Annotated in this window: 16 protein-coding genes; 10 read left to right on the top strand and 6 right to left on the bottom strand. The window is 64.6% G+C overall.

The features are described 5' to 3' along the window. Positions 1 to 21 precede the first annotated feature (21 nt). Positions 22 to 2,373 carry a DNA internalization-related competence protein ComEC/Rec2 gene (locus NX775_RS22275; protein ID WP_258837966.1) on the top strand — a complete coding sequence of 784 codons (2,352 nt, stop codon included), beginning with the start codon at positions 22 to 24 and terminating at the stop codon, positions 2,371 to 2,373. A gap of 10 nt (positions 2,374 to 2,383) precedes the next feature. On the opposite strand, the gene NX775_RS22270 is transcribed toward NX775_RS22275, so the two are convergent. Both NX775_RS22270 and NX775_RS22265 read right to left on the bottom strand, forming a co-directional pair. Continuing rightward, on the bottom strand, positions 2,384 to 3,838 hold the full coding sequence (locus NX775_RS22270) for a sensor histidine kinase (protein ID WP_258837965.1): 1,455 nt from the start codon (positions 3,836 to 3,838) through the stop codon (positions 2,384 to 2,386). A 1-nt stretch (position 3,839) separates the two neighbouring features. Continuing rightward, complete coding sequence (locus tag NX775_RS22265) at positions 3,840 to 4,526, bottom strand: response regulator transcription factor (RefSeq protein WP_258837964.1); 687 nt, start codon at positions 4,524 to 4,526, stop codon at positions 3,840 to 3,842. A gap of 123 nt (positions 4,527 to 4,649) precedes the next feature. Between NX775_RS22265 and NX775_RS22260 the strand changes: the two genes are divergently transcribed. The 5 genes from NX775_RS22260 to NX775_RS22240 all read left to right on the top strand — a co-directional run bounded on the left by NX775_RS22260 (position 4,650) and on the right by NX775_RS22240 (position 9,441). Next, on the top strand, positions 4,650 to 5,192 hold the full coding sequence (locus NX775_RS22260) for a periplasmic heavy metal sensor (protein WP_258837963.1): 543 nt from the start codon (positions 4,650 to 4,652) through the stop codon (positions 5,190 to 5,192). Further along, complete coding sequence (locus NX775_RS22255; RefSeq protein ID WP_258837962.1) at positions 5,189 to 6,127, top strand: dioxygenase family protein; 939 nt, start codon at positions 5,189 to 5,191, stop codon at positions 6,125 to 6,127. The genes NX775_RS22260 and NX775_RS22255 overlap by 4 nt, the downstream gene beginning before the upstream one ends. A gap of 87 nt (positions 6,128 to 6,214) precedes the next feature. Beyond that, a complete protein-coding gene (locus NX775_RS22250) occupies positions 6,215 to 7,024 on the top strand; it encodes an alpha/beta fold hydrolase (protein ID WP_258837961.1) in 810 nt (269 codons plus the stop codon). A gap of 81 nt (positions 7,025 to 7,105) precedes the next feature. Next, positions 7,106 to 7,672: a dCTP deaminase gene (gene dcd, locus NX775_RS22245; RefSeq protein ID WP_183551915.1), complete on the top strand. Its 567-nt coding sequence runs from the start codon at positions 7,106 to 7,108 to the stop codon at positions 7,670 to 7,672. A gap of 260 nt (positions 7,673 to 7,932) precedes the next feature. Then, a complete protein-coding gene (locus NX775_RS22240) occupies positions 7,933 to 9,441 on the top strand; it encodes an alpha/beta hydrolase family protein (protein WP_258837960.1) in 1,509 nt (502 codons plus the stop codon). An 85-nt stretch (positions 9,442 to 9,526) separates the two neighbouring features. Here NX775_RS22240 and NX775_RS22235 read toward each other — a convergent pair whose 3' ends face one another. The 4 genes from NX775_RS22235 to NX775_RS22220 all read right to left on the bottom strand — a co-directional run bounded on the left by NX775_RS22235 (position 9,527) and on the right by NX775_RS22220 (position 13,883). After that, the gene (locus tag NX775_RS22235) at positions 9,527 to 11,785 is read right to left on the bottom strand and encodes an arginine/lysine/ornithine decarboxylase (RefSeq protein WP_183551936.1); all 2,259 of its coding nucleotides are present in this window, start codon (positions 11,783 to 11,785) and stop codon (positions 9,527 to 9,529) included. Between the two features lie 204 nt (positions 11,786 to 11,989). Next, entirely contained in the window at positions 11,990 to 12,625 is a 636-nt protein-coding gene (locus tag NX775_RS22230; protein WP_183551939.1) for a DUF4337 domain-containing protein, read from the bottom strand. Continuing rightward, on the bottom strand, positions 12,622 to 13,137 hold the full coding sequence (locus NX775_RS22225) for a dihydrofolate reductase (protein WP_258837959.1): 516 nt from the start codon (positions 13,135 to 13,137) through the stop codon (positions 12,622 to 12,624). The genes NX775_RS22230 and NX775_RS22225 overlap by 4 nt, the downstream gene beginning before the upstream one ends. A gap of 527 nt (positions 13,138 to 13,664) precedes the next feature. Beyond that, positions 13,665 to 13,883, bottom strand: coding sequence for a hypothetical protein (locus NX775_RS22220; RefSeq protein WP_258837958.1), 219 nt, complete (start codon positions 13,881 to 13,883; stop codon positions 13,665 to 13,667). An 86-nt stretch (positions 13,884 to 13,969) separates the two neighbouring features. Here NX775_RS22220 and NX775_RS22215 point away from each other — a divergent pair, with 86 nt between their 5' ends. From NX775_RS22215 to epsF, 4 genes are all read left to right on the top strand, one after another. Further along, positions 13,970 to 15,475, top strand: coding sequence for an undecaprenyl-phosphate glucose phosphotransferase (locus NX775_RS22215; RefSeq protein WP_258837957.1), 1,506 nt, complete (start codon positions 13,970 to 13,972; stop codon positions 15,473 to 15,475). Positions 15,476 to 15,564: 89 nt separating this feature from the next. Then, positions 15,565 to 16,995, top strand: a complete 1,431-nt coding sequence (gene epsL, locus NX775_RS22210) for an XrtB/PEP-CTERM-associated polysaccharide biosynthesis outer membrane protein EpsL (protein ID WP_258837956.1) — start codon at positions 15,565 to 15,567, stop codon at positions 16,993 to 16,995. Positions 16,996 to 17,117: 122 nt separating this feature from the next. Further along, the gene (gene epsE / locus NX775_RS22205) at positions 17,118 to 17,906 is read left to right on the top strand and encodes a polysaccharide export protein EpsE (protein WP_258837955.1); all 789 of its coding nucleotides are present in this window, start codon (positions 17,118 to 17,120) and stop codon (positions 17,904 to 17,906) included. Between the two features lie 70 nt (positions 17,907 to 17,976). Then, positions 17,977 to 19,401, top strand: coding sequence for a chain length determinant protein EpsF (epsF, locus tag NX775_RS22200; protein WP_258837954.1), 1,425 nt, complete (start codon positions 17,977 to 17,979; stop codon positions 19,399 to 19,401). Positions 19,402 to 19,419 lie beyond the last annotated feature (18 nt).

Genomic DNA, 19,419 nt, shown 5'->3' with positions numbered 1-19,419 from the left:
CCGTCGCTCGTCCGCCAACCCATGCGCAGCGCCATTCTTGCCTTCACCGCAGGCGCTGCCTGGCTCCAGACCAGGCCCGCATTGCCGGAACCAACCAGCCTCGCAGGCTGCGTGGCCACGGCCATCGTCGTTTGCGTGATCCTGCGCGGGTTGCCCCGCATGGTGATTGCCGGTGTCCTGCTCGGCGCCTGCTGGGCAGCGCTCCTTGCCCACACTGCGCTGAACGACGCGTTGCCGCTTGCGGACGAAGGCCGCGAGATCGCCGTGACTGGCGCCGTCGCCAGCCTGCCGCACCGCTTTGACGGCGGCGTGCGCTTCCAGTTCGACGTCGCGCATGTCGACACGCCTGGCGCTACCGTGCCGGCCAAGATCATCCTGTCCTGGTACAGCGTCAGCGCCGCCGATCCGGCGTTCGTGCAGCCGGGCGAACGCTGGCGCCTTGTCGTACGCCTGCAGCGCCCGCACGGCAACGCCAACCCGCACGGCTTCGATTACGAGGCGTGGTTGCTGGAGCAGGGCGTGCGCGCGACGGGCTACGTCCGCCCGGCCGGCGCGCGCAATGCCCGCCTGGCGGCATGGACGCCGGACCCCGGCTATGCCGTGGAGCGGGCGCGCGGCTGGCTGCGCAGCCGCATCCTGGCGGTCCTGGACGTCAAGCCGTATGCGGGCGTGATCGTCGCGCTGGTGATCGGTGACCAGCGCGGCATCGACCAGGGGTCGTGGGACGTGTTCAACCGGACCGGCATCAGCCATCTCGTTTCGATCTCCGGCCTGCACATCACGATGCTGGCGGGCCTGGCCGCATGGGCGATGTCGTGGCTGTGGCGCCGCTCATTCTTCACCGGTGCGAACCTGCCATTGCACGTGCCGGCCCAGAAGGCGGCAGCACTGGCGGGCGCTCTGGTGGCGCTGCTGTACGTGCTGCTGGCCGGCTTCGGCGTGCCGGCCCAGCGTACTTTCTACATGCTGGCGGTGGTTGCGCTGGCGCTGTGGTGCGGGCGCATCACCTCGATGTCGCACGTGCTGTGCCTGGCGCTGGGCGTGGCCGTGCTGCGCGATCCCTGGGCGATGCTGTGGCCCGGCTTCTGGCTGTCGTTCGGGGCGGTGGCGGCAATCCTGTATGCGTGCAGTGGCCGCCTGGGCGTGCCCACGCGTGGCTGGCGCGCCGGTCTGTTGGTGGCGGCGCGCACCCAGTGGGCTGTCACGCTGGGCCTGGCGCCGCTTACGCTGCTGCTGTTCGGGCAGGTGTCGCTGGTCAGCCCTCTTGCCAATGCGGTGGCCATTCCCGTCATCAGCCTGTTCGTGACGCCGCTGGCACTGGCTGGCAGCGTACTGCCATCGCCGCTGGCCGATCTGGTGCTGGGCAGCGCGCACCTGGGGATCGTCGTCCTCGTGTGGCCGCTGACGTGGTTGTCCGCGCCCGCACTGGCCGTGTGGACTGCGCCCGCGCCAACGCCGTGGATCCTCGTGCTGGCCCTGGCTGGCACCGCATGGATGCTGGCGCCGCGCGGCTGGCCGCAGCGCTGGGCGGGCCTGGCCGCGTGGACGCCGCTGCTGACCAACATGCCGGCCGCGCCGGCGGCAGGGCGGTTCGACATCACGGCTTTTGATGTCGGCCAGGGCATGGCGCTGCTGGTCGAAACGCAGCACCACCGGTTGCTGTACGACACCGGCCCGCTGTACGCGCCCGGCGCAAGCGGCGCCACACGCGTGATCCTGCCATACCTGCGCGGCCGGGGCATCGGCCGGCTCGATGCGCTGGTGATTTCGCACAGCGACCTCGATCACGTTGGCGGCGCCGAGGCAGTGCTGCAGACGGTGCGGGTAGGGCAGTTGATCTCGTCACTGCCCGATGGCCACCGCGTGCTGGGCAAGGCCACGCGCCCGGCCCGCTGCAGCGCCGGCCAGGCCTGGCACTGGGACGGCGTGCGCTTCGAGATGCTCGCGCCCGATAACGCCAGTTACGCCAACCCGCGCCTGAAAAGCAATGCGCGCAGCTGCGTGCTGCGCATCAGCGCGGGCGGCAAGGCGCTCCTGCTGGCTGGCGACATCGAAGCGGCGCAGGAAGCTGCGCTGCTGCACCTTGATGCCGACCGTCTGCGCGCCGACGTGCTGCTGGCACCGCACCACGGCAGCGGCACCTCGTCGAGCGCAGCGTTCCTGCAGGCGGTTGCGCCGACAGTCGGGATCTTCCAGGTAGGCCACCGCAATCGCTATCGCCACCCGCAAAAGCTGGTCTACGCACGCTACGGCGCCATGGGCATCGAGCGCATTCGCACCGATGAACGGGGCGCCGTCACGCTGGCGTTCGGGGCCACTCTCGACGTGACGACGTACCGCGCGACCCACGCCCGCTATTGGTACGGGCGCTGAGCCGCAGGCTTCATCGTCCGGTCGCAGGCAGTGTGATCGTCACCCGCAGTCCCCCACCATCGCGATTGGCCACCACGATCTCGCCGTCATGCGCCTGCACCACACGTTGCGCAATGGCCAGTCCAAGCCCGTGCCCGTCGACACCAGTGCGCGACGCGCCGGAGCGGAAGAACGGCTGGAAAATCGCCGGAAGATCCTCGGGCGCAATGCCCGGCCCCCGGTCGCACACCTCAACCCGTGCCACGTCACCCACGGCGCGCACGGACACCGCCACGACGCCGCCCGGGGCGCCATGTCTGGCCGCATTGCGCACGACGTTCTCGAGTGCGCTCCAGAGCAGGTCCGGGTCGCCGCTGACGTTGACGCTGTCGTCGGCGTCGAACTCGACGCGCAGTGGCACGCCGTGATCGTCCGCGGCCTGGGCCTGGCCGGCTTCAAAGCGTGCATCGGCGACAAGCCCGTCGACCAGCTCCACCAGATCCACCGGCTCGCGCCGCAGCACGTCGGGCGACGCTTCCAGGCGCGACAACGTCAAGAGTTCGCCGATCAGCTTGTCCATGCGGTTGCTTTCGCGCTCGATGCGTTCGAGCGTGATGCCGATCTTGTCCGGCTGCTGGTGCGCCAGACCCAGCGCCGCCTGCATGCGCGCAAGCGGCGAGCGCAGTTCGTGCGAGACGTCGTGCAGCAGGCGGCGCTGGCCATCCATCAGCGCGCGCAGGCGTGCGCTCATGCGGTCGAAGTCGCGGCCAAGGTCGACCAGTTCGTCGCCGCCTTTGGCGCCGGGACCGAAGCGCGGCGCCAGGTCGCCGGCGGCGGCGGCCTCGAAGGCGCTGCGCAGCGCGCGGATGGGGCGCGAGAAATACCAGGCCAGCAGCGCCGCGAACAGCAGGCTGGCCAGCACGGTGGCGCCGATCACGACGCTCTGGCCGATACGGCGGCGCGGGCCGGGGCCGGGGCCAAGGCCCGGCGTCAGCGTATCCGGGCCGGCGCCGTCGCGCAGCCCGTCCTGGCGGCCGGCTTCACGACCGACACGGCCGATCTGGCGCCCAAAGTCGCGCGACACGAACGCGATGTACTGCTCGCCGTCCGGACCGACCAGGCGCCGCGCGCCACGCCACACGGCGCTGTCGCCACCCTGGGCGCCGTCGCGCAGCTCGCGTTCGACTGCATGCATCAGTTCGGCCGGCACCGCGCGGCCCAGCAGTTCGTGGCGCGCTGCGTCGAGCACGAACAGTTGGGGGCGCCGCATGTCGGGCAGCAGGCTGCGCAGGGCAGGCAAGCCGCCGTGGCGCAGCGTGGCGGCGGCCGCGTCCAGCGCGATCGCTGCCGGCGGGCCGCTGTCGAGTGCGGGCGTGGCGCGCTGGCGCGCCTGGTCGCGCAGCCAGAACACGCCACCCACGCCGATGGTCGCGGCCACCTGCGCCAGCAGGATGCACAGGAAGAACTTCCAGAACAACCGGCCCATGCTACTCCTTGATCAACTGGTAGCCCTGGCGGTAAATCGTCTGCAGGCACGAGCGGCCGTCGGCCAATGGCCCCAGCTTGTGCCGCAGGCTGCTCAGGTGGACGTCGATATTGCGATCGAACCGCGCCAGTGGCCGGCCCAGGCCCTGTTCGGACAAATCATTCTTGCTGACCGGGCGGCCGGCATTGCGGGCCAGGACTTCGAGCAGATTGAATTCGGTACTGGTCAGGTCAAGATGCTGGCCGTCCCAAGTGGCGCGGCGCTGTTCGGGCAGCATCGTCAGCTTGCCGACGCTGAGCACGCCCCCCGGGCCGCTTTCGGGCACGGCCTGGGTGCGGCGCAGGATGGCGCGCACGCGCGCCGTCAGTTCGCGCGGCGTGCAGGGCTTGGCCACGTAATCGTCTGCACCCAGTTCAAGGCCGAGGATGCGGTCGGCGTCGTCACCGCGCGCCGTGAGCATCAGCACCGGCATGCGGCTGCCGGCGCGGATCTGGCGCAGCGCTTCGATGCCGCCCGCGCCAGGCATCATGACATCCAGGACCGCGATGGCATAGCCGCCGGTCAGCGCGGCGCGCGCCCCGTCCTCGCCATTGTGCATGCAGGTGACGGAAAAGCCTTCCTGTTCGAGGTATTCGGCAAACATGCCGACCAGTTCGACGTCGTCGTCGATGAGCAAAACGTGGTTCATGGCGACAGGATAGCGCAGCAGGTCGGCGTCGTCTGCGGTGCTTTACGCGGATTTACCTGGCTTAGACGCGCTTTACACGCCACCGCCACACAATGCCCGCTCTGACAACACGAGAGGTCTTCGATGACACGAGCAGCTGCACCGACGAGCGAATTAAGCGGCCTGCGCGCCGCGACCGCGTTTTCCATCTGCCTCCTGGCGGCGCCCGCCGTCCTGGCCCAGCCGATGCCACTGCCGCATGGTCCGATGCACGGCGGCCCGCCGTTCGGCCAGATGCACGAACCCGATGGCGAGCCGGGTCCGTTCGGCACGCCGCCATTTCTGCGTGACCTGGGCTTGAGCGATGCGCAGAACTACCGGATCTTCACGATTCTGCACAGCGAAGCACCCCGACGCCGCGCGCTCGATATCGCCGAGCGCAAGGCCGATGAGGCGTTGCGCGCGTTGGCGGCGGCGCCAGCACTTGACCAGTCCGCCGCGTCCGCCGCAGCGCAGGCGCTGGGTCAGGCCATCGCCGGCCAGGAACTGCTGCGCCTGCAAACGCGTGCGCAGCTCAAGGCAGTGCTGACTTCGGAACAGCGCGCACAGCTCGACGCGCTGCAGAACAGGGGCCGCAAGGCGCACGACGAACGAAACAACGTCCCGCAGGGAGGGCCATCGAAATGAATGCAGCACGCCACGGCCAGTCCGCCCACGATGCGGACCATCACGACGAGACCGATCAAGGCCCCGACCACGACGTTGACCACCACCGTGGCCTGGCTGCCGACCTCGCGCGCCTGCTGACCCGGGCGGCCACCCGGCGCCAGTCGCTGCGCTGGCTGTTTGTCGGCGCGGGTAGCTCGGTCTTGCCGCTGGCCGGGTGTGGCGGCGGCGTCAGTGCCGATGACGGCTTCGGTCTCTCCAGTTCCACGACGACCACCGGCGCGGCCAGCACAAGCAGCGGCAGCGCTGTCTGTTCGGTGATTCCCGAAGAAACGGGCGGTCCGTATCCGGGCGACGGCACCAATCGCAATGCCAATGGCGTGGCCAATGCGCTGGTCCTGTCCGGCATCGTGCGCAGCGATATCCGGAGCAGCGTGGCCGGCGCCAGCGGCGTGGCGGCCGGTGTGCCGCTGACGATCCGCCTGAAGATCGAGCACGTGGCGCAGGGTTGCGCGGCCGCCGCCGGCGCCACAGTCTATCTGTGGCACTGCACGCGCGAAGGGGGTTACTCGATGTACAGCAGCGGCATCGTCGGCGAAAACTACCTGCGCGGCGTGCAGGAAGCCGACAGCGAAGGCTACGTCACGTTCACTACCATCTTCCCGGGCTGCTATGACGGGCGCATGCCGCACGTGCATTTCGAGGTGTATCCGTCGCTGGCCAGGGCGACGAGCGCCGCGAACCGCGTCAAGACATCGCAGTTCACGTTCCCGCTGGCGATCGCCAACGAGGCCTACACCAGCAGCGGCTATGCGAGCAGCATCGGCAATTTGGCGCGCGTGAGCTTCGCGACGGACAACGTGTTCAGCGACGGGACGGCGCTGCATATGGCGAGCGTCACGGGCACGGCCAGCCAGGGCTACAGCGCCACGCTGACAGTCGGCGTAAATTGGTGAATACGCTCTAAACGCGGCCCGAAGATCGGCGCCGGGGCAGGAGACGCCATTACAATGGGCCGCACAATTTGACCACCATCGCTGACCATGCCCAAACCGCTGCTGCACTTCGCCCACGGGAACAGCTACCCGGCTGGCACCTACAATCGCCTGCTGGCGCAGCTCGCCGAACACTACGACGTGCGTACGCTGGACATGCACGGCCACGATCCGCGCTACCCGGTGGGCGATGGCTGGAACACGCTGACCGACGAACTGATCGCGCACCTCGAGGGCTATGGCCAGCCCGCGATCCTCGTTGGCCATTCGCTGGGCGGCGCGCTGTCGACGATGGCGGCGCGGCGCCGGCCCGATCTGGTGCGCTGCGTCGTGATGCTCGATTCTCCGGTGGTGGCCGGGTGGCGCGCGCTGGTCTGGCGCCTGGCCAAGCTGGCGGGGTGGGGCGCACGGCTGTCGCCGGCGCGCTTTTCGTACAAGCGGCGCGAGCACTGGCCGGACCGCGACGCCGCCTACCGCCACTTCCACGCCAAGTCGATCTTCCAGGCCTGGGCGCCGGGCGCGCTCGACGACTACATGGAGCACGGCCTGGCGCCGCATCCCGATGGTGTCACGCTGCGCTTCCGGCGCGACGTCGAATCCGCCATTTACCAGACGCTGCCGCACCACATGGGCGCCGTGATCCGCGCGCCGTTCCCGGTGCCCGTTGGCTTCATCGCCGGCACCGAGTCGGAAGAGATGCGGCAGGCAGGGCTCGCGTTCACGCGCAAGCTGGTGGGCGAGCACCTGGCCATGATCGAAGGCGGCCATCTGTATCCACTCGAAAAACCGGCGGAGACGGCGCAGCTGGTCCACGCGATGGTGGGGCGTCTGCTCGGCGGCGCCAAAGCAAACGGGTAGGAAATCAATCATCATCGGGCCTCACGGCCAGCGCCTTTTCGCGTAAAATCGCGTGATTTTCTCCCTGCTGGAAACCCACAAATGACTATCAAGAGCGACAACTGGATCCGCCGCATGGCGCACAGCACTGGCATGATCGAACCCTTCGAGCCGCAGCAGGTGCGCGAGCAGGATGGCCGCCGGATCATCTCGTTCGGCACCTCGTCCTACGGCTACGACATCCGCTGCGCCGATGAATTCAAGGTCTTCACCAACATCAACAGCACGATTGTAGACCCGAAAAATTTCGACTCGAACTCGTTCGTCGACATCAAGAGCGACGTCTGCATCATCCCGCCGAACTCGTTCGCGCTGGCACGCACGATCGAATACTTCCGCATCCCGCGCAATGTGCTGACGATTTGCCTGGGCAAATCGACCTATGCGCGCTGCGGCATCATCGTCAACGTCACGCCGTTCGAACCCGAATGGGAAGGCTACGTGACGCTCGAGTTCTCGAACACGACGCCGCTGCCGGCCAAGATCTACGCGGGCGAAGGCTGCGCGCAGGTGCTGTTCTTCGAAAGCGATGAAGTCTGCGAAACGTCGTACAAGGACCGTGACGGCAAGTACCAGGGCCAGGTCGGCGTGACGTTGCCGAAAGCCTGAGCAACTGCACCACCACCATTCTGCATTCAGTCGGGGCAGTGTGACCGCCGCAGGGCGGCCAGACCTGCCCCGCACACCACGGGCCTGACGCCCTGTCAGGCCTGCATCCCCGCTCCCTTACCTCCAAGACGCATTCCCCCCATCTGCCTGTAACACCGCGCGCGACCTGGCACGCCTGCGCACACCGTTTCGATCTACAATAAATCACACAGTGATTTTTGGTTTCGCTGTGCAAAACTAAAATCATGGAGACAGTGTTGATGAAAACGCAGCTTGCACCCTGCACGTCCCGCCGCATCGCGGCGCGGGTAGTACCGTCACTCATCGCCGTCCTGGCGTTGTCCGCCTGTGGCGGAGACGACGACGATGTCGGCGCGCCGCCGCTGGCGACCACGCCGCCGGTTGCCATCCAGCCCGAACCCCTGCGTCCGCAAGACGGGCGCACCTACGCGGTCATCGAAAGCAACCTGCCATTTGCCGCAATGGCGAATGCGCCGGCGACCGACCGCTGGTGGGGCGTGCTGAACAAGGCGGGTTACCAGATCGAAGTGCCGAAGAACTGGAACGGCATGCTGGTCATGTACGCCCACGGCTACGGCGGCACGGGCCCGGCGCTGGAGGTGGCGCCGCCAGCGATCCGTCGCCACCTGATCAGTCAGGGCTATGCGTGGGCCGCATCGAGCTACAGCACCAATTACTATGACGTGCGCGCCGGTGTCGAAGACACGAACGCGCTGGCGCTGGCCTTCCGTGACATCGCCGGCAAGAACGGCCGCACCCTGGCAGCACCGAGCAAGACCTACATCATTGGCAATTCGATGGGTGGCCATGTCACGGCAGCCGCTGTGGACGAGGAAAACATCGAGACGGCCGTCAACAAGATCCGCTATCAAGGTGCGGTGCCGATGTGCGGCGTGCTGGGCGACACGGAGCTGTACGATTATTTCGCCGCTTACCAGACCGCCGCCATGGTGGAGGCCGGCATGCCGGCCACGCGCTGGCCGCCGGCCGACTGGGCGAGCATTGGCCCGCAGGTGAGGGCGAAGATGTTCTCGAGCTTCCCGGGTGGCAGCACCCCCACCGCGCCGGCAGTGCCGACCGCGCAAGGCCTGCGGTTGAAGCAGATCGTTGCCAACCTCAGCGGCGGCACCCGTCCGCTGTTCGACTACGCCTATGCCAGCGCGTACCAGGCCACGGTCTGGGGCACGTTCGGGCGCGACGGCAAGATGCAGGGCATCCTTCTCGATGACGTCGTGACGACCAATGACATCTTCTTCCAGCTCGATGCTGACCCGGCCATCAGCGCCGACGAGGTCGCCTACAACGCGAGCATCTTCCGCGTGCCTGCCACGCCGGGCGCCAACCGGCTGCGCCGCGACGGCCTGCGCTGGGTGCCGAAGACCAACGCCCGGATCACCGTGCCGGTGGTGACCATCCATACGCTGGGCGACCTGTACGTGCCGTTCAAGATGGAGCAGATCTACAAGCGCCGCGCCGATGCACTCGGCACGTCGAACCTGCTGGTCCAGCGCGCCATCCGCGGGATCGCGCACTGCGACTTCACGATTGCTGAACAGGCGTCAGCGTTCGACGCGATGGTCAAGTGGGAGCAGCAGGGCGTCAAGCCCGAAGGTGACGACGTGCTGACGCCGTCCATCGTGGCCGATCCGCAGTACGGCTGCAGATTCACCGACAACACGCCGTCAGTGGACGACAGCCGTGCGTTGCTGGCCACGCGGGCCGCCTTGCCGCAGTGCGCGCCGCGCTGAGCATGCACGCTTGATGCAACAACGCCAGCCGGTTGGCTGGCGTTGTCTTGACTAGCTGGCTGGCCTGACGGCGCAGCCTGCGGGATCAGTCGTCCTGCTGCACGCAGTCGACGAAGTAGCCGCGCTTGCCATCGACTTCGCGCTTGACCAGGCCGTGCACGTCGGTCTCGAAGCCCGGGAAGCGCTCGTTGAAGTCACGTGCAAAGCGCAGGTAATCGACGATCGTGCGGTTGAAGCGCTCGCCCGGGATCAGGAGCGGGATGCCCGGTGGGTAGGGCGTGAGCAGGATCGCGGTGATGCGGCCTTCGAGTTCGTCGATCGCCACGCGCTCGATCTTGCGGTGCGCCATGTGCGCGAATGCGTCCGACGGCTTCATCGCCGGGATCATGTCCGACAGGTACATCTCGGTCGTCAGGCGCGCCACGTCGTGCGACTTGTAGAACGTGTGGATCTCGGTGCACAGGTCGCGCAGGCCGTGCATTTCGTAGCGCGGATTGGCCGCGGCGAACTGCGGCATTGCGCGCCACATCTGCGCGTTGCGGTCGTAATCGTCCTTGAACTGCTGCAGCGCCGTGACCAGCGTGTTCCAGCGGCCCTTGGTGATCCCGATCGTAAACATGATGAAGAACGAGTACAGCCCGCACTTCTCGATGATGACGCCGTGTTCGGCCAGGTACTTGGTGACGATCGAGGCCGGAATACCGGTTTCGCCGAACTGACCCGACAGGTTCAGGCCTGGCGTCACGATGGTCGCCTTGATCGGGTCGAGCATATTGAAGCCCGGGGCGAGGTCGCCGAATCCATGCCACGATTCTTCGGCGCGGATCATCCAGTCGTCCTGCGTGCCGATGCCTTCTTCCGAGAATTTGTCCGGGCCCCAGACCTGGAACCACCAGTCGGTGCCGAAGTCCTGATCGACCTTCTTCATCGCGCGGCGGAAGTCCAGCGCTTCCAGGATCGACTCTTCGACCAGCGCGGTGCCGCCTGGCGCTTCCATCATCGCGGCAGCGACGTCGCACGAAGCGATGATCGAGTACTGCGGCGAGGTCGACGTGTGCATCAGGTAGGCTTCGTTGAAGGCATCCTGGTCGAGCTTGACCGACTGCGATTCGCGCACCAGCACTTGCGAGGCCTGCGACAGGCCAGCCAGCAGCTTGTGTGTCGACTGCGTCGAGAAGATCATCGACTCTTTCGCGCGCGGGCGGTTCTGGCCGATCGCGTGCATATTCTTGTAGAAGTCGTGGAACGTCGCGTGCGGCAGCCACGCTTCATCGAAGTGCAGCGTGTCGATTTTACCGTCCAGCATTTCGCGCAGCGTCTCGACGTTGTAGACCACGCCGTCGTAGGTCGACTGGGTGATGGTCAGGATGCGCGGCTTCTTGTTGACGGCTTCGCGGGCGAACGGATTGGCTTCGATCTTGCGTGCGATCGATTCGGGCGTGAATTCGGACAGCGGAATTGGGCCGATAATGCCCAGGTTGTTCCGGGTCGGCATCAGGAACACGGGAATCGCGCCGCACATGATGATCGAGTGCAGGATCGACTTGTGGCAGTTGCGGTCGACGACGACGATGTCGCCCGGCGCGACGGTCGAGTGCCAGACCATCTTGTTCGAGGTCGAGGTGCCGTTGGTCACGAAGTAGCAATGGTCGGCGCCATAGATGCGCGCAGCGTTGCGTTCGGATTTGGCGATCGGGCCCGTGTGGTCCAGCAGCTGGCCGAGTTCTTCGACCGCGTTGCAGACGTCGGCGCGCAGCATGTTTTCACCGAAGAACTGGTGGAACATCTGGCCGATCGGCGACTTCAAAAAGGCGACGCCGCCCGAGTGGCCAGGGCAGTGCCACGAGTATGAACCGTCGTAGGCGTAGTTCACCAGCGCGCGGAAGAATGGCGGCGCCAGGCTGTCCAGATACGCTTTGGCTTCGCGGATGATGTGACGCGCGACGAATTCGGGCGTGTCTTCGAACATGTGGATGAAGCCGTGCAGCTCTTTGAGCACATCGTTCGGGATGTGGCGGCTGGTGCGGGTTTCGCCATAGATGTAGATCGGGATGTCCGCGTTCTTGTGGCGGATTTCCTTGACGAAGGCGCGCAGGCCGACCAGCGCCGAGTCGGTGTCTTCCAGCGAGCCGCTGCCGAATTCCTCGTCATCGATCGACAGCACGAATGCCGATGCGCGCGACTGCTGCTGGGCGAACTGGGACAGGTCGCCATAGCTGGTCACGCCAACGACCTCCATGCCTTCTTGTTCCATCGCCGCCGCGAGGGCGCGAATGCCAAGGCCGGAGGTGTTCTCCGAGCGGAAGTCCTCGTCGATGATGACGATGGGGAAACGAAATTTCATGGACAGCTCCAAAGCGAAGCGCCGTGGGGAGCAGCCGCGCCAGCCCGGATCATTCCGAAGTGGCAGAAGGCCGCCGCGCACGGCACCGTAGAAAATGAGTAGCGGATTTTCGCAGAAATTGCGGGCTCCGGTGCAGGTTTTTTTGCCGGCCTGTGTGCCAGCTTGTTTGCTACATTAACCACTCGTGCAGTTCAGTGTCGCACCCTAGCTGTCCAGGTGACGCCCGGCGCGCCGGACCCCCTCGGTCAGCAGCGCGGCAGCCAGCGCCGCGCCTAGCGGCACTGGCGACAATGCCGTCGTGTTGCCTTCCAAAAACGCGAACAGCCCCAGCGTGATGCCGAAGGTGGCAACGGCGCCGGTCAGCGTCAGCAGCCACGTGCGGCGCGCCAGCAGTGTGACCGCAGCCAGTGAAATCGCGATCTGCTGCGCGACTGACGCGGCGGCCCACTGGCGCTGGCGGTGCAGCGCTTCTTCGGAGCGCCGGTTCCAGTCGCGCGATGAGGCTTCCCAGCGCTCGGCTTCCTTGCGGATGATGTCTTTCTCGACGCGATAGCGCTCCACCTCCTGGGTGTAGCGGCCGGCATCGACGCCGGGCAGCGTGGCGGCCAGTTCGGCCAGGTTCTGGCGGCTGGACTTGGCCTGGTAATGGGCCCAGGCGTTGGCCGCGCTGGTCTTTTCCATCGCTGCCGTCGTCTTGAACAGGCTCGCGTCGTTGTGCGACGAGGTGCCAAGAAAGGCAAACAGCGTGCCGATCGTGGCCAGCACGGCGATCAGGACGGCGACGCGGCTTGCAAAGCCGTCGCCGCCGCGTGAACCAGGGGGCCGGAGCGGCCTGCTCATGATGCGCCCTTGCCGGCGCTGCGCTGGTAAGTGACGTAGGCGTAGTCGAATCCGGGCTGGTCGTCACGCTGCGGCTGATGGTGCGTGTCGCGCGCGGTTTCGGTCCACACGGCAGGGTCGATCGGCGGAAAGAACGTGTCGCAGGTGAAGCGGTGATCGATATGCGTGACGATCATGGCGTCGGCCAGGTCGATCGCGGCATTGAAGATCTGCGCGCCACCGATGATGCTGGCCGGCGCGCCGTCCAGCAACGCGATGGCGGCGTCCAGCGAAGTGGCGCGTGCGGCGCCGTCATGCGCCCAGTCGGCGTTGCGGGTAATGACAATATTGCGCCTGCCCGGCAGCGGGCGGCCGATCGAGTCGAAGGTCTTGCGGCCCATGATCACCGGCTTGCCGAGCGTGACGCGCTTGAAGTGCGCCAGGTCGTGGGGCAGATGCCATGGCATGCGGTTGTCAACGCCAATTCCGTTGTCACGGTCAATGGCTACCACCAGGGTCAGCTGCGCAGTCATGGCAGGGGGCGCGTGACGGTCGCGGCGTAGGGAGCTGGCATCGGAGGTTCCTGTGATGTCTGGGGAATCGAGACCTTGCATGATACCAACATTCAGACGGTTTATCGACGCTCAACGCACCAAACTGCAAGGTGTGCGCCGTACTGACAACATAAGAGTACGCTGCAATGCATTCGACCCATGGTTCGCTCCATGGTGTCAGTGGACGCACATCGCGGGAGCAGCACGGCGATCGGGGAACAGTAATAAAAAGTAAGCAGTATGTACCGTACCCGTTTGTCGCGGTAAGGTCGTCGCCGGGTTGGGGTTACCGGCGAATGCGCGCTTCATGCGCATTTCCTGACCGTGAGGCGGCGTGGAATGCAGACGCACGTGCTGCCGTCACCCCGTGTCATTCCGGGGCAATGTGCGAAAGAGGGCGGCTTGCAAAAAGGTAAATTCCGTTGCTAGTTGTCATTTATATATTTTGCTGCGTCGCGTCAAAAACTAATGACTTTGAAGCTGAATTAGCATATAGTCTAGTTATGTTATTGATGTGCATCAAATGATGCAAAGTTTTTGTTGCCATATTCTTTGATGAAGTCGGTTTCATTTTTTTCTTTTTGAGTAGTACGCGTTGCGCGACGCTGCAGCAACAATTGGATAGGGCGGGCAAATCCAGCTTTCATGGCATGCGTGGAAGCGGTTTCCGGCAGCAGCGGGGCTGGCTGCGCAAAATGGCCATTTGGCCTTTGTCGTGGTCGCAAGCGTTTGCGGTGGTGCTCGCAACACGGTGCGCCTGCCGGAAATATTTGCGCACCTTATTCCATTCATGATGATTGGATCTGTCACGATGAATAACTTCGACCCTGCTGCCACTGTCGGCAAACACGATAAGCATCGATCGCGCGATGCCTCCGGCGAACTCGGTTCACTGCTGAAGAAGAGCAGTGCGCAGTCATCGGCCAGATACTGGCTGCCGTTCTTCATCAATCTCCTCAAAGTCTCCGATGTCGTCGTCCTGCTGCTGGCCGGCTTCGGCGGATTCTTCGTGCGCTTCGGCCTCGACGCCAAACTGACGACGGCCGGCCATCTTTTCATCTATTTGAGCACGCTCGTCATCATCGTGTCGCTGCACTGCGCTCAGGCCTACCGCGAGCGCGAGATCCTGTCGCTCAATTCTCTGCTGGGCAAGCTGGGTCTGGGCTTCTTCAGCGGTCTTTCGCTGATCATGATTGTGGGCTACCTGTCCGGCACCTTGTCGGAGTATTCACGCGTCTGGGTGGCAACCAGTGCCTGCGCCTGGTTTGTGCTGTTGCTGGCCAATCGCCTGATCCTCACGCGGCTCATTTACCGCGCACGCATGGCAAACCTGCTCGACGAGTCGATCATCATCGTCGGCGCCAATGAGCGCGCCGAGCTGATCGTCAATGCGATCAGGCGCAGCGGCCACGCGAATATCCGGGTGTTGGGTGTGTTCGACGACCGCGTCGAGCGTGGCATTCCGTCGAGCCTGCGTCCCCACATGCTGGGTTCGACGTGCACGATGCTCGACTATATCCGCACGAACCCTGTCGACCGTGTCGTGGTAGCGCTACCTTGGCTCGCAACGGAGCGGGTCGAGGCCTTGCTCAAAAAGCTGCGCACCGTGCCGGTCAGGATCGATCTGGTCCCCAACAACGTGGTCTGGCAATTCCCGTCCATTAATATGGAGCGTCTTGCGGGTGTTCCCGTTCTGACGATCGCCAACAGCCGGATCGGCGAGCAGATGGGGCGTCTCAAGCGTGCGGAAGATCTCGTGATTTCCAGCATCCTGCTTGCCCTGGTCAGTCCGGTGCTGGCAATCATTGCGCTTGCGGTCAAGCTCGACAGCCCGGGCCCGGTGATCTTCAAGCAACGGCGCCATGGTTTCAATAACCATGAATTCGAAGTCTGGAAGTTCCGTTCGATGAAGTTCGACGATTGTGCCAGCGCGGACGTAAAACAGGCGACGCGCTTTGACAGCCGGGTCACGCGTGTTGGTGGCTTCCTGCGCCGCAGCAGTCTGGACGAGTTACCGCAGCTCTTCAATGTATTCTTTGGTCACATGTCGATCGTCGGCCCGCGGCCGCATGCGATCAAGCACAACCTCGAATTCGGTGCCATCATTTCAGAATACTACGCTCGCCACAACGTCAAACCGGGCATTACCGGCTGGGCGCAAGTGAACGGATTCCGGGGCGAGACAGACACGCTGGACAAGATGCAGCGCCGCGTGGAGCATGACCTGCACTACATCGAGCACTGGTCACTGACGCTGGATTTGAAGATTCTCGTCATGACAGCATTTTCGGTCTGGTTCCACAAGACGGCATATTGACACCCCAGCAGTGCGCTGCCTGGTCGTTACAGGGTGCGCTGGTTGGAGCACGCGTATCGAACGCGTGTTTCTGAGGTCATGTAGTAGAATTGCAACTTATCCTGATTAAAAGACATGTTTGCCCGCTGGGTCCATGCAGTCTTTATTGCGCTGATGAAAAAGTGTATGGCGTGCATGTGTTGCAAGCAAGCGGGAAGAAGCGTGAAAAAATATTATTTGGGATGGGATTCTTCTTGTACTTACTGCGAACCAGCGAACGTCGTGATGGCTCCAGCGCTGCGCGGTCGGCAAGCCGGCTGCCGGCCAGTCGTCTTTGCCTGAGGTTGACGGCGGCAGCTTGCGTCGTGCTCGCTGGTTCCTCCTCCGGCACGACCGCGCTGGCCGGCACGCTGCAGCCGTTTGTCAGTGCTGGCGTTGAACATGACGACAACTTGTTCCGCTCATCAAGCGACGAAGCAACCCGTTCGGCCGCGCGCGGCGATACCTATCGCAGTGCAGGTGGCGGTGTGCGCTTTGAGCGTCCAGTCAGTCGTCAGATCATCACCGCGTTTGCCGACTTTTCGTCGGTGAAATTTGACCGCAACAGCCAGCTGGATTATCTGCGCAAGGACATTCGCGGGGACTGGCACTGGTTTGTCGCGTCGCGTTTTGACGGGCACATCGGCGGCTACTACCGCCAGGAACTGGCCTCGTTCGCCGATTTCGACGTGGTCCAGCGCAACCTGCGGGTAAGCAAAAAGCAGTATGCAGACGGCCGGTGGCGGTTTCACCCCAGCTGGCAACTGCGCGGCGAAGTGTCGAAAGAAGAATACGCCTACGAGCTGGCGTCGCAGCGCGCCAGCGATCGCACCGAGGATTCGTGGGTGGCGGGCTTCGACTACCTGGCGCGCAGCGGCAGCACGGCCGGTTTCCAGCTGCGCCGGCTGGAAGGCAAGTACCCGAACTGGCTCACAGTCGGCAACACGAGCACCGTGCTCAACGGCTATGACCAGGACGAAGCGAAGCTCAACGTTTTATGGCTGGCAACGGGGAGCACGCAAGTGCTGTTTCTTGGCGGCTGGGTACAACGCAAGCAGATGGGCCAGTCGACGCGCGACGACAGCGGCACCAATGCACGGCTGATCGTCAACTACATGCCGGCAGGGAAGGTGAAGGTCACCGGCCAGGCCTGGCGCGAATTTGCCGCCATCGACGGCGCGCTGATCGGCAGTGCATTGGCCAATGGCGCCAGCGCCCAGGTGACCTGGGAAGTTTCGGCAAAAATCCTGGCCGAGGTGGATGTGCGGCACGAACAGCGTGAATTCAAGCCGTTCGGTGGGGCAGCCCAGCCAGTTGTCGCTGCCGATCTGGCCAGCGATAGCCGCGATACACGGTCGGTGGGACTCGTGTACAAGCCGCTGCGCAATATCACCATCAAGGCGCGGGCATTCCAGGAGCAGCGCTCGGGAAGCCTCGCCGCAGGAACGAATAGCTACAAGGCAAATGGCGGATCCATCAACGCCACGCTGCAATTTAACTGACTGATGGCGTAGAACTGTAACGAACTGGCGAACAGCGGGCTGTATCGACGTTCAGCCATCGCCGGCGCCAATGATCGATCTGATGCGCACTATTGACACTTTGTGAATGGAATGAACTTAACATGAAACAAATCTTGCTTGGTATCTTCGCCGTCTTGCTGGCATGGAGCATGGGGAGTGCGCACGCCGAAGAGCTGGTGCTCGGCGGCGGGGACGTCGTCAAGATCTCCGTGTTCGGCAACCCCGATCTGGCCGTGGAAACGCGCGTCAGTGAATCTGGCTTCATCACCATGCCGCTGGTCGGCCAGGTCGCTGTCGCCGGTTTGTCGAGCGCTGCGGCAGAAGCGAAGATTGCCAGCATGCTCGAGCGCGGCAATTTCGTGAAAAAGCCGCAGGTGAACCTGTTGATCACGGCGCTGACGAGTCAGCAGGTGTCGGTGCTGGGCCAGGTCAAGAAGGCAGGGCGCTATGCGATCGACGGTCGCCGCAGCGTGCTGGACATGCTGGCGCTGGCCGGCGGCATCGACACCAACGGTGGCGACATCGTCACGGTCGTGCGTACCCGTAACGGCAAGGTCATGAAGGACGCGCTGGATACGGCCGAGGTGATGCGTACTGCCGACATGGCGGGCAACTTCGATCTGCAGGGTGGCGACGTCATCTTCGTCGAGCGCGCGCCCCGTTTCTACATCTACGGCGAAGTGCAGCGGCCGGGCATGCTGCGTCTCGAGCGTCAGATGACGGTGCTGCAGGGCCTGTCGGCCGGTGGCGGCCTGACGGCGCGCGGTACCGAGCGCGGCCTGCGCGTCAAGCGCCGCGACGCAAGCGGCAAGATGCAGATCATCAGTGTCAAGGGCGACGATCTGCTCCAGCCCGACGACGTCGTGTACGTCAAGGAAAGCCTGTTCTGACCATGCGCCGTTGCCCAGACCAGAAAGCGGCGCACGTGCGCGCGCCATTGCACCTTATAGAAAGCCAACCATGAACCCAAGCCTGTTGTTACTCGCCCTGCGCGCGCGCTACAAGATCGTGCTGCTCGCGCTCGGCGTGACCGTGCTCGCCGCCGTCGTCTTCAGCATGATGCAGCCCAAGAAGTATGAAGCCACCGTGGCGATGGTCGTCAATTACAAGGGCGTCGATCCGGTCACCGGCCTGAGCGCACCCGCGCAGCTGATGCCCGGCTACATTGCGACCCAGGTCGATATCATCAAGAGCAAGAGCGTGGCGCTGAAGGTCGTCGACGATCTGGGGCTGGCCAATGCGCCGGACGCGCAGGCGCGCTTCCAGAATGCCACCGGCGGCAATGGCGGCACGCTGCGCGAGTGGCTGGCCGATTCGCTGCGCGGCAATGTGGACGTGGTGCCGGCACGCGAAAGCAGCGTGCTGACGATTAATTTCCGCGGCACCGACCCGCAGTTCGTGTCGAAGGCGGCCAATGCGTTCGCCAATGCCTATCTGGACGTCAGCGTCCAGCTCAAGACCGATCCGGTACAGCGCGCCAGCACTTACATCACGGATCAGATCAAGACGCTGCGCAACCGCTACGAGCTGGCGCAATCGCGCCTGTCGAAGTACCAGAAGGACAACAACATCTACAGTGCGGACAACCGCCTGGACGTCGAGACCGCGCGCCTGAACGAGTTGTCGAGCCAGCTGGTGGTCGTGCAGAGCCAGAGCATGGACGCCGCCTCGCGCCGCAGCCAGGCTCAGGGCAACAGCAGCAGCTCGCCCGACGTGATGAACAACCCGGTCGTGCAGAACCTGCAGACGAGCCTGTCGCTGGCCGAAGCCAGGTTTGCCGACATTTCGCAGCGCCTGGCGTCCAACCATCCCCAGTACATGGCGGCCGCGTCCGAAGTGGCCAAGCTGCGCTCGAACCTGGAACAGCAGAAGCGCAATTCGTCCAGCAGCGTGGTGGCTTCGGCCGACATCAGCGAGCGCCGCGAAGGCGAGCTGCGCGCAGCCGTGGCAGCGCAAAAGGACCGCGTGCAGTCGCTGAACGGCGCCCGTGACGAATTCAACCTGCTGACCAACGAAGCAGAAAACGCCCGCCGCGCCTACGAGTCGGCCAGCCAGCGCCTGAACACGATTAGTCTGGAAGGCGAATCCAAGCAGGCCGACATCGCCGTGCTGAGCGCGGCTACGCCACCGCTGCAGCCATCCGGTCCGCGCGTCTCGCTCAACATCGTGCTGGCCATCATTGCCGGGACGATTCTGGGTCTGGGCGCGGTGCTGGTGCTCGAATTGCTGGACCAGCGGATCCGTTCGGCCTCGCATCTGGTTGACGCATTCGGTCTGCCGATGCTGGGCGTGATTCAGCAGCCCCGCGTGTCGTCCAAGGGCAAAAAGCCGTTTTCGAAGCCGCCTGGCGCCAAGGGCACGGGCAACATGACGCTGCCAACGTAATGGCGCATCAGCATAATG

Source organism: Massilia aurea (genome assembly GCF_024753205.1).
GTDB lineage: Bacteria > Pseudomonadota > Gammaproteobacteria > Burkholderiales > Burkholderiaceae_D > Telluria > Telluria aurea.
This window is presented reverse-complemented; position numbering and strand designations above follow the sequence as displayed.

Coding starts and splice junctions, on each gene's coding strand:
- NX775_RS22235 (WP_183551936.1), bottom strand. CDS start 11,785: ATGAAATTTCGTTTCCCCATCGTCATCATCGACGAGGACTTCCGCTCG.
- NX775_RS22275 (WP_258837966.1), top strand. CDS start 22: ATGCGCAGCGCCATTCTTGCCTTCACCGCAGGCGCTGCCTGGCTCCAG.
- NX775_RS22260 (WP_258837963.1), top strand. CDS start 4,650: ATGACACGAGCAGCTGCACCGACGAGCGAATTAAGCGGCCTGCGCGCC.
- dcd (WP_183551915.1), top strand. CDS start 7,106: ATGACTATCAAGAGCGACAACTGGATCCGCCGCATGGCGCACAGCACT.
- NX775_RS22255 (WP_258837962.1), top strand. CDS start 5,189: ATGAATGCAGCACGCCACGGCCAGTCCGCCCACGATGCGGACCATCAC.
- epsF (WP_258837954.1), top strand. CDS start 17,977: ATGAACCCAAGCCTGTTGTTACTCGCCCTGCGCGCGCGCTACAAGATC.
- NX775_RS22265 (WP_258837964.1), bottom strand. CDS start 4,526: ATGAACCACGTTTTGCTCATCGACGACGACGTCGAACTGGTCGGCATG.
- epsE (WP_258837955.1), top strand. CDS start 17,118: ATGAAACAAATCTTGCTTGGTATCTTCGCCGTCTTGCTGGCATGGAGC.
- NX775_RS22230 (WP_183551939.1), bottom strand. CDS start 12,625: ATGAGCAGGCCGCTCCGGCCCCCTGGTTCACGCGGCGGCGACGGCTTT.
- NX775_RS22240 (WP_258837960.1), top strand. CDS start 7,933: ATGAAAACGCAGCTTGCACCCTGCACGTCCCGCCGCATCGCGGCGCGG.
- NX775_RS22225 (WP_258837959.1), bottom strand. CDS start 13,137: ATGACTGCGCAGCTGACCCTGGTGGTAGCCATTGACCGTGACAACGGA.
- NX775_RS22270 (WP_258837965.1), bottom strand. CDS start 3,838: ATGGGCCGGTTGTTCTGGAAGTTCTTCCTGTGCATCCTGCTGGCGCAG.
- NX775_RS22215 (WP_258837957.1), top strand. CDS start 13,970: ATGAATAACTTCGACCCTGCTGCCACTGTCGGCAAACACGATAAGCAT.
- NX775_RS22250 (WP_258837961.1), top strand. CDS start 6,215: ATGCCCAAACCGCTGCTGCACTTCGCCCACGGGAACAGCTACCCGGCT.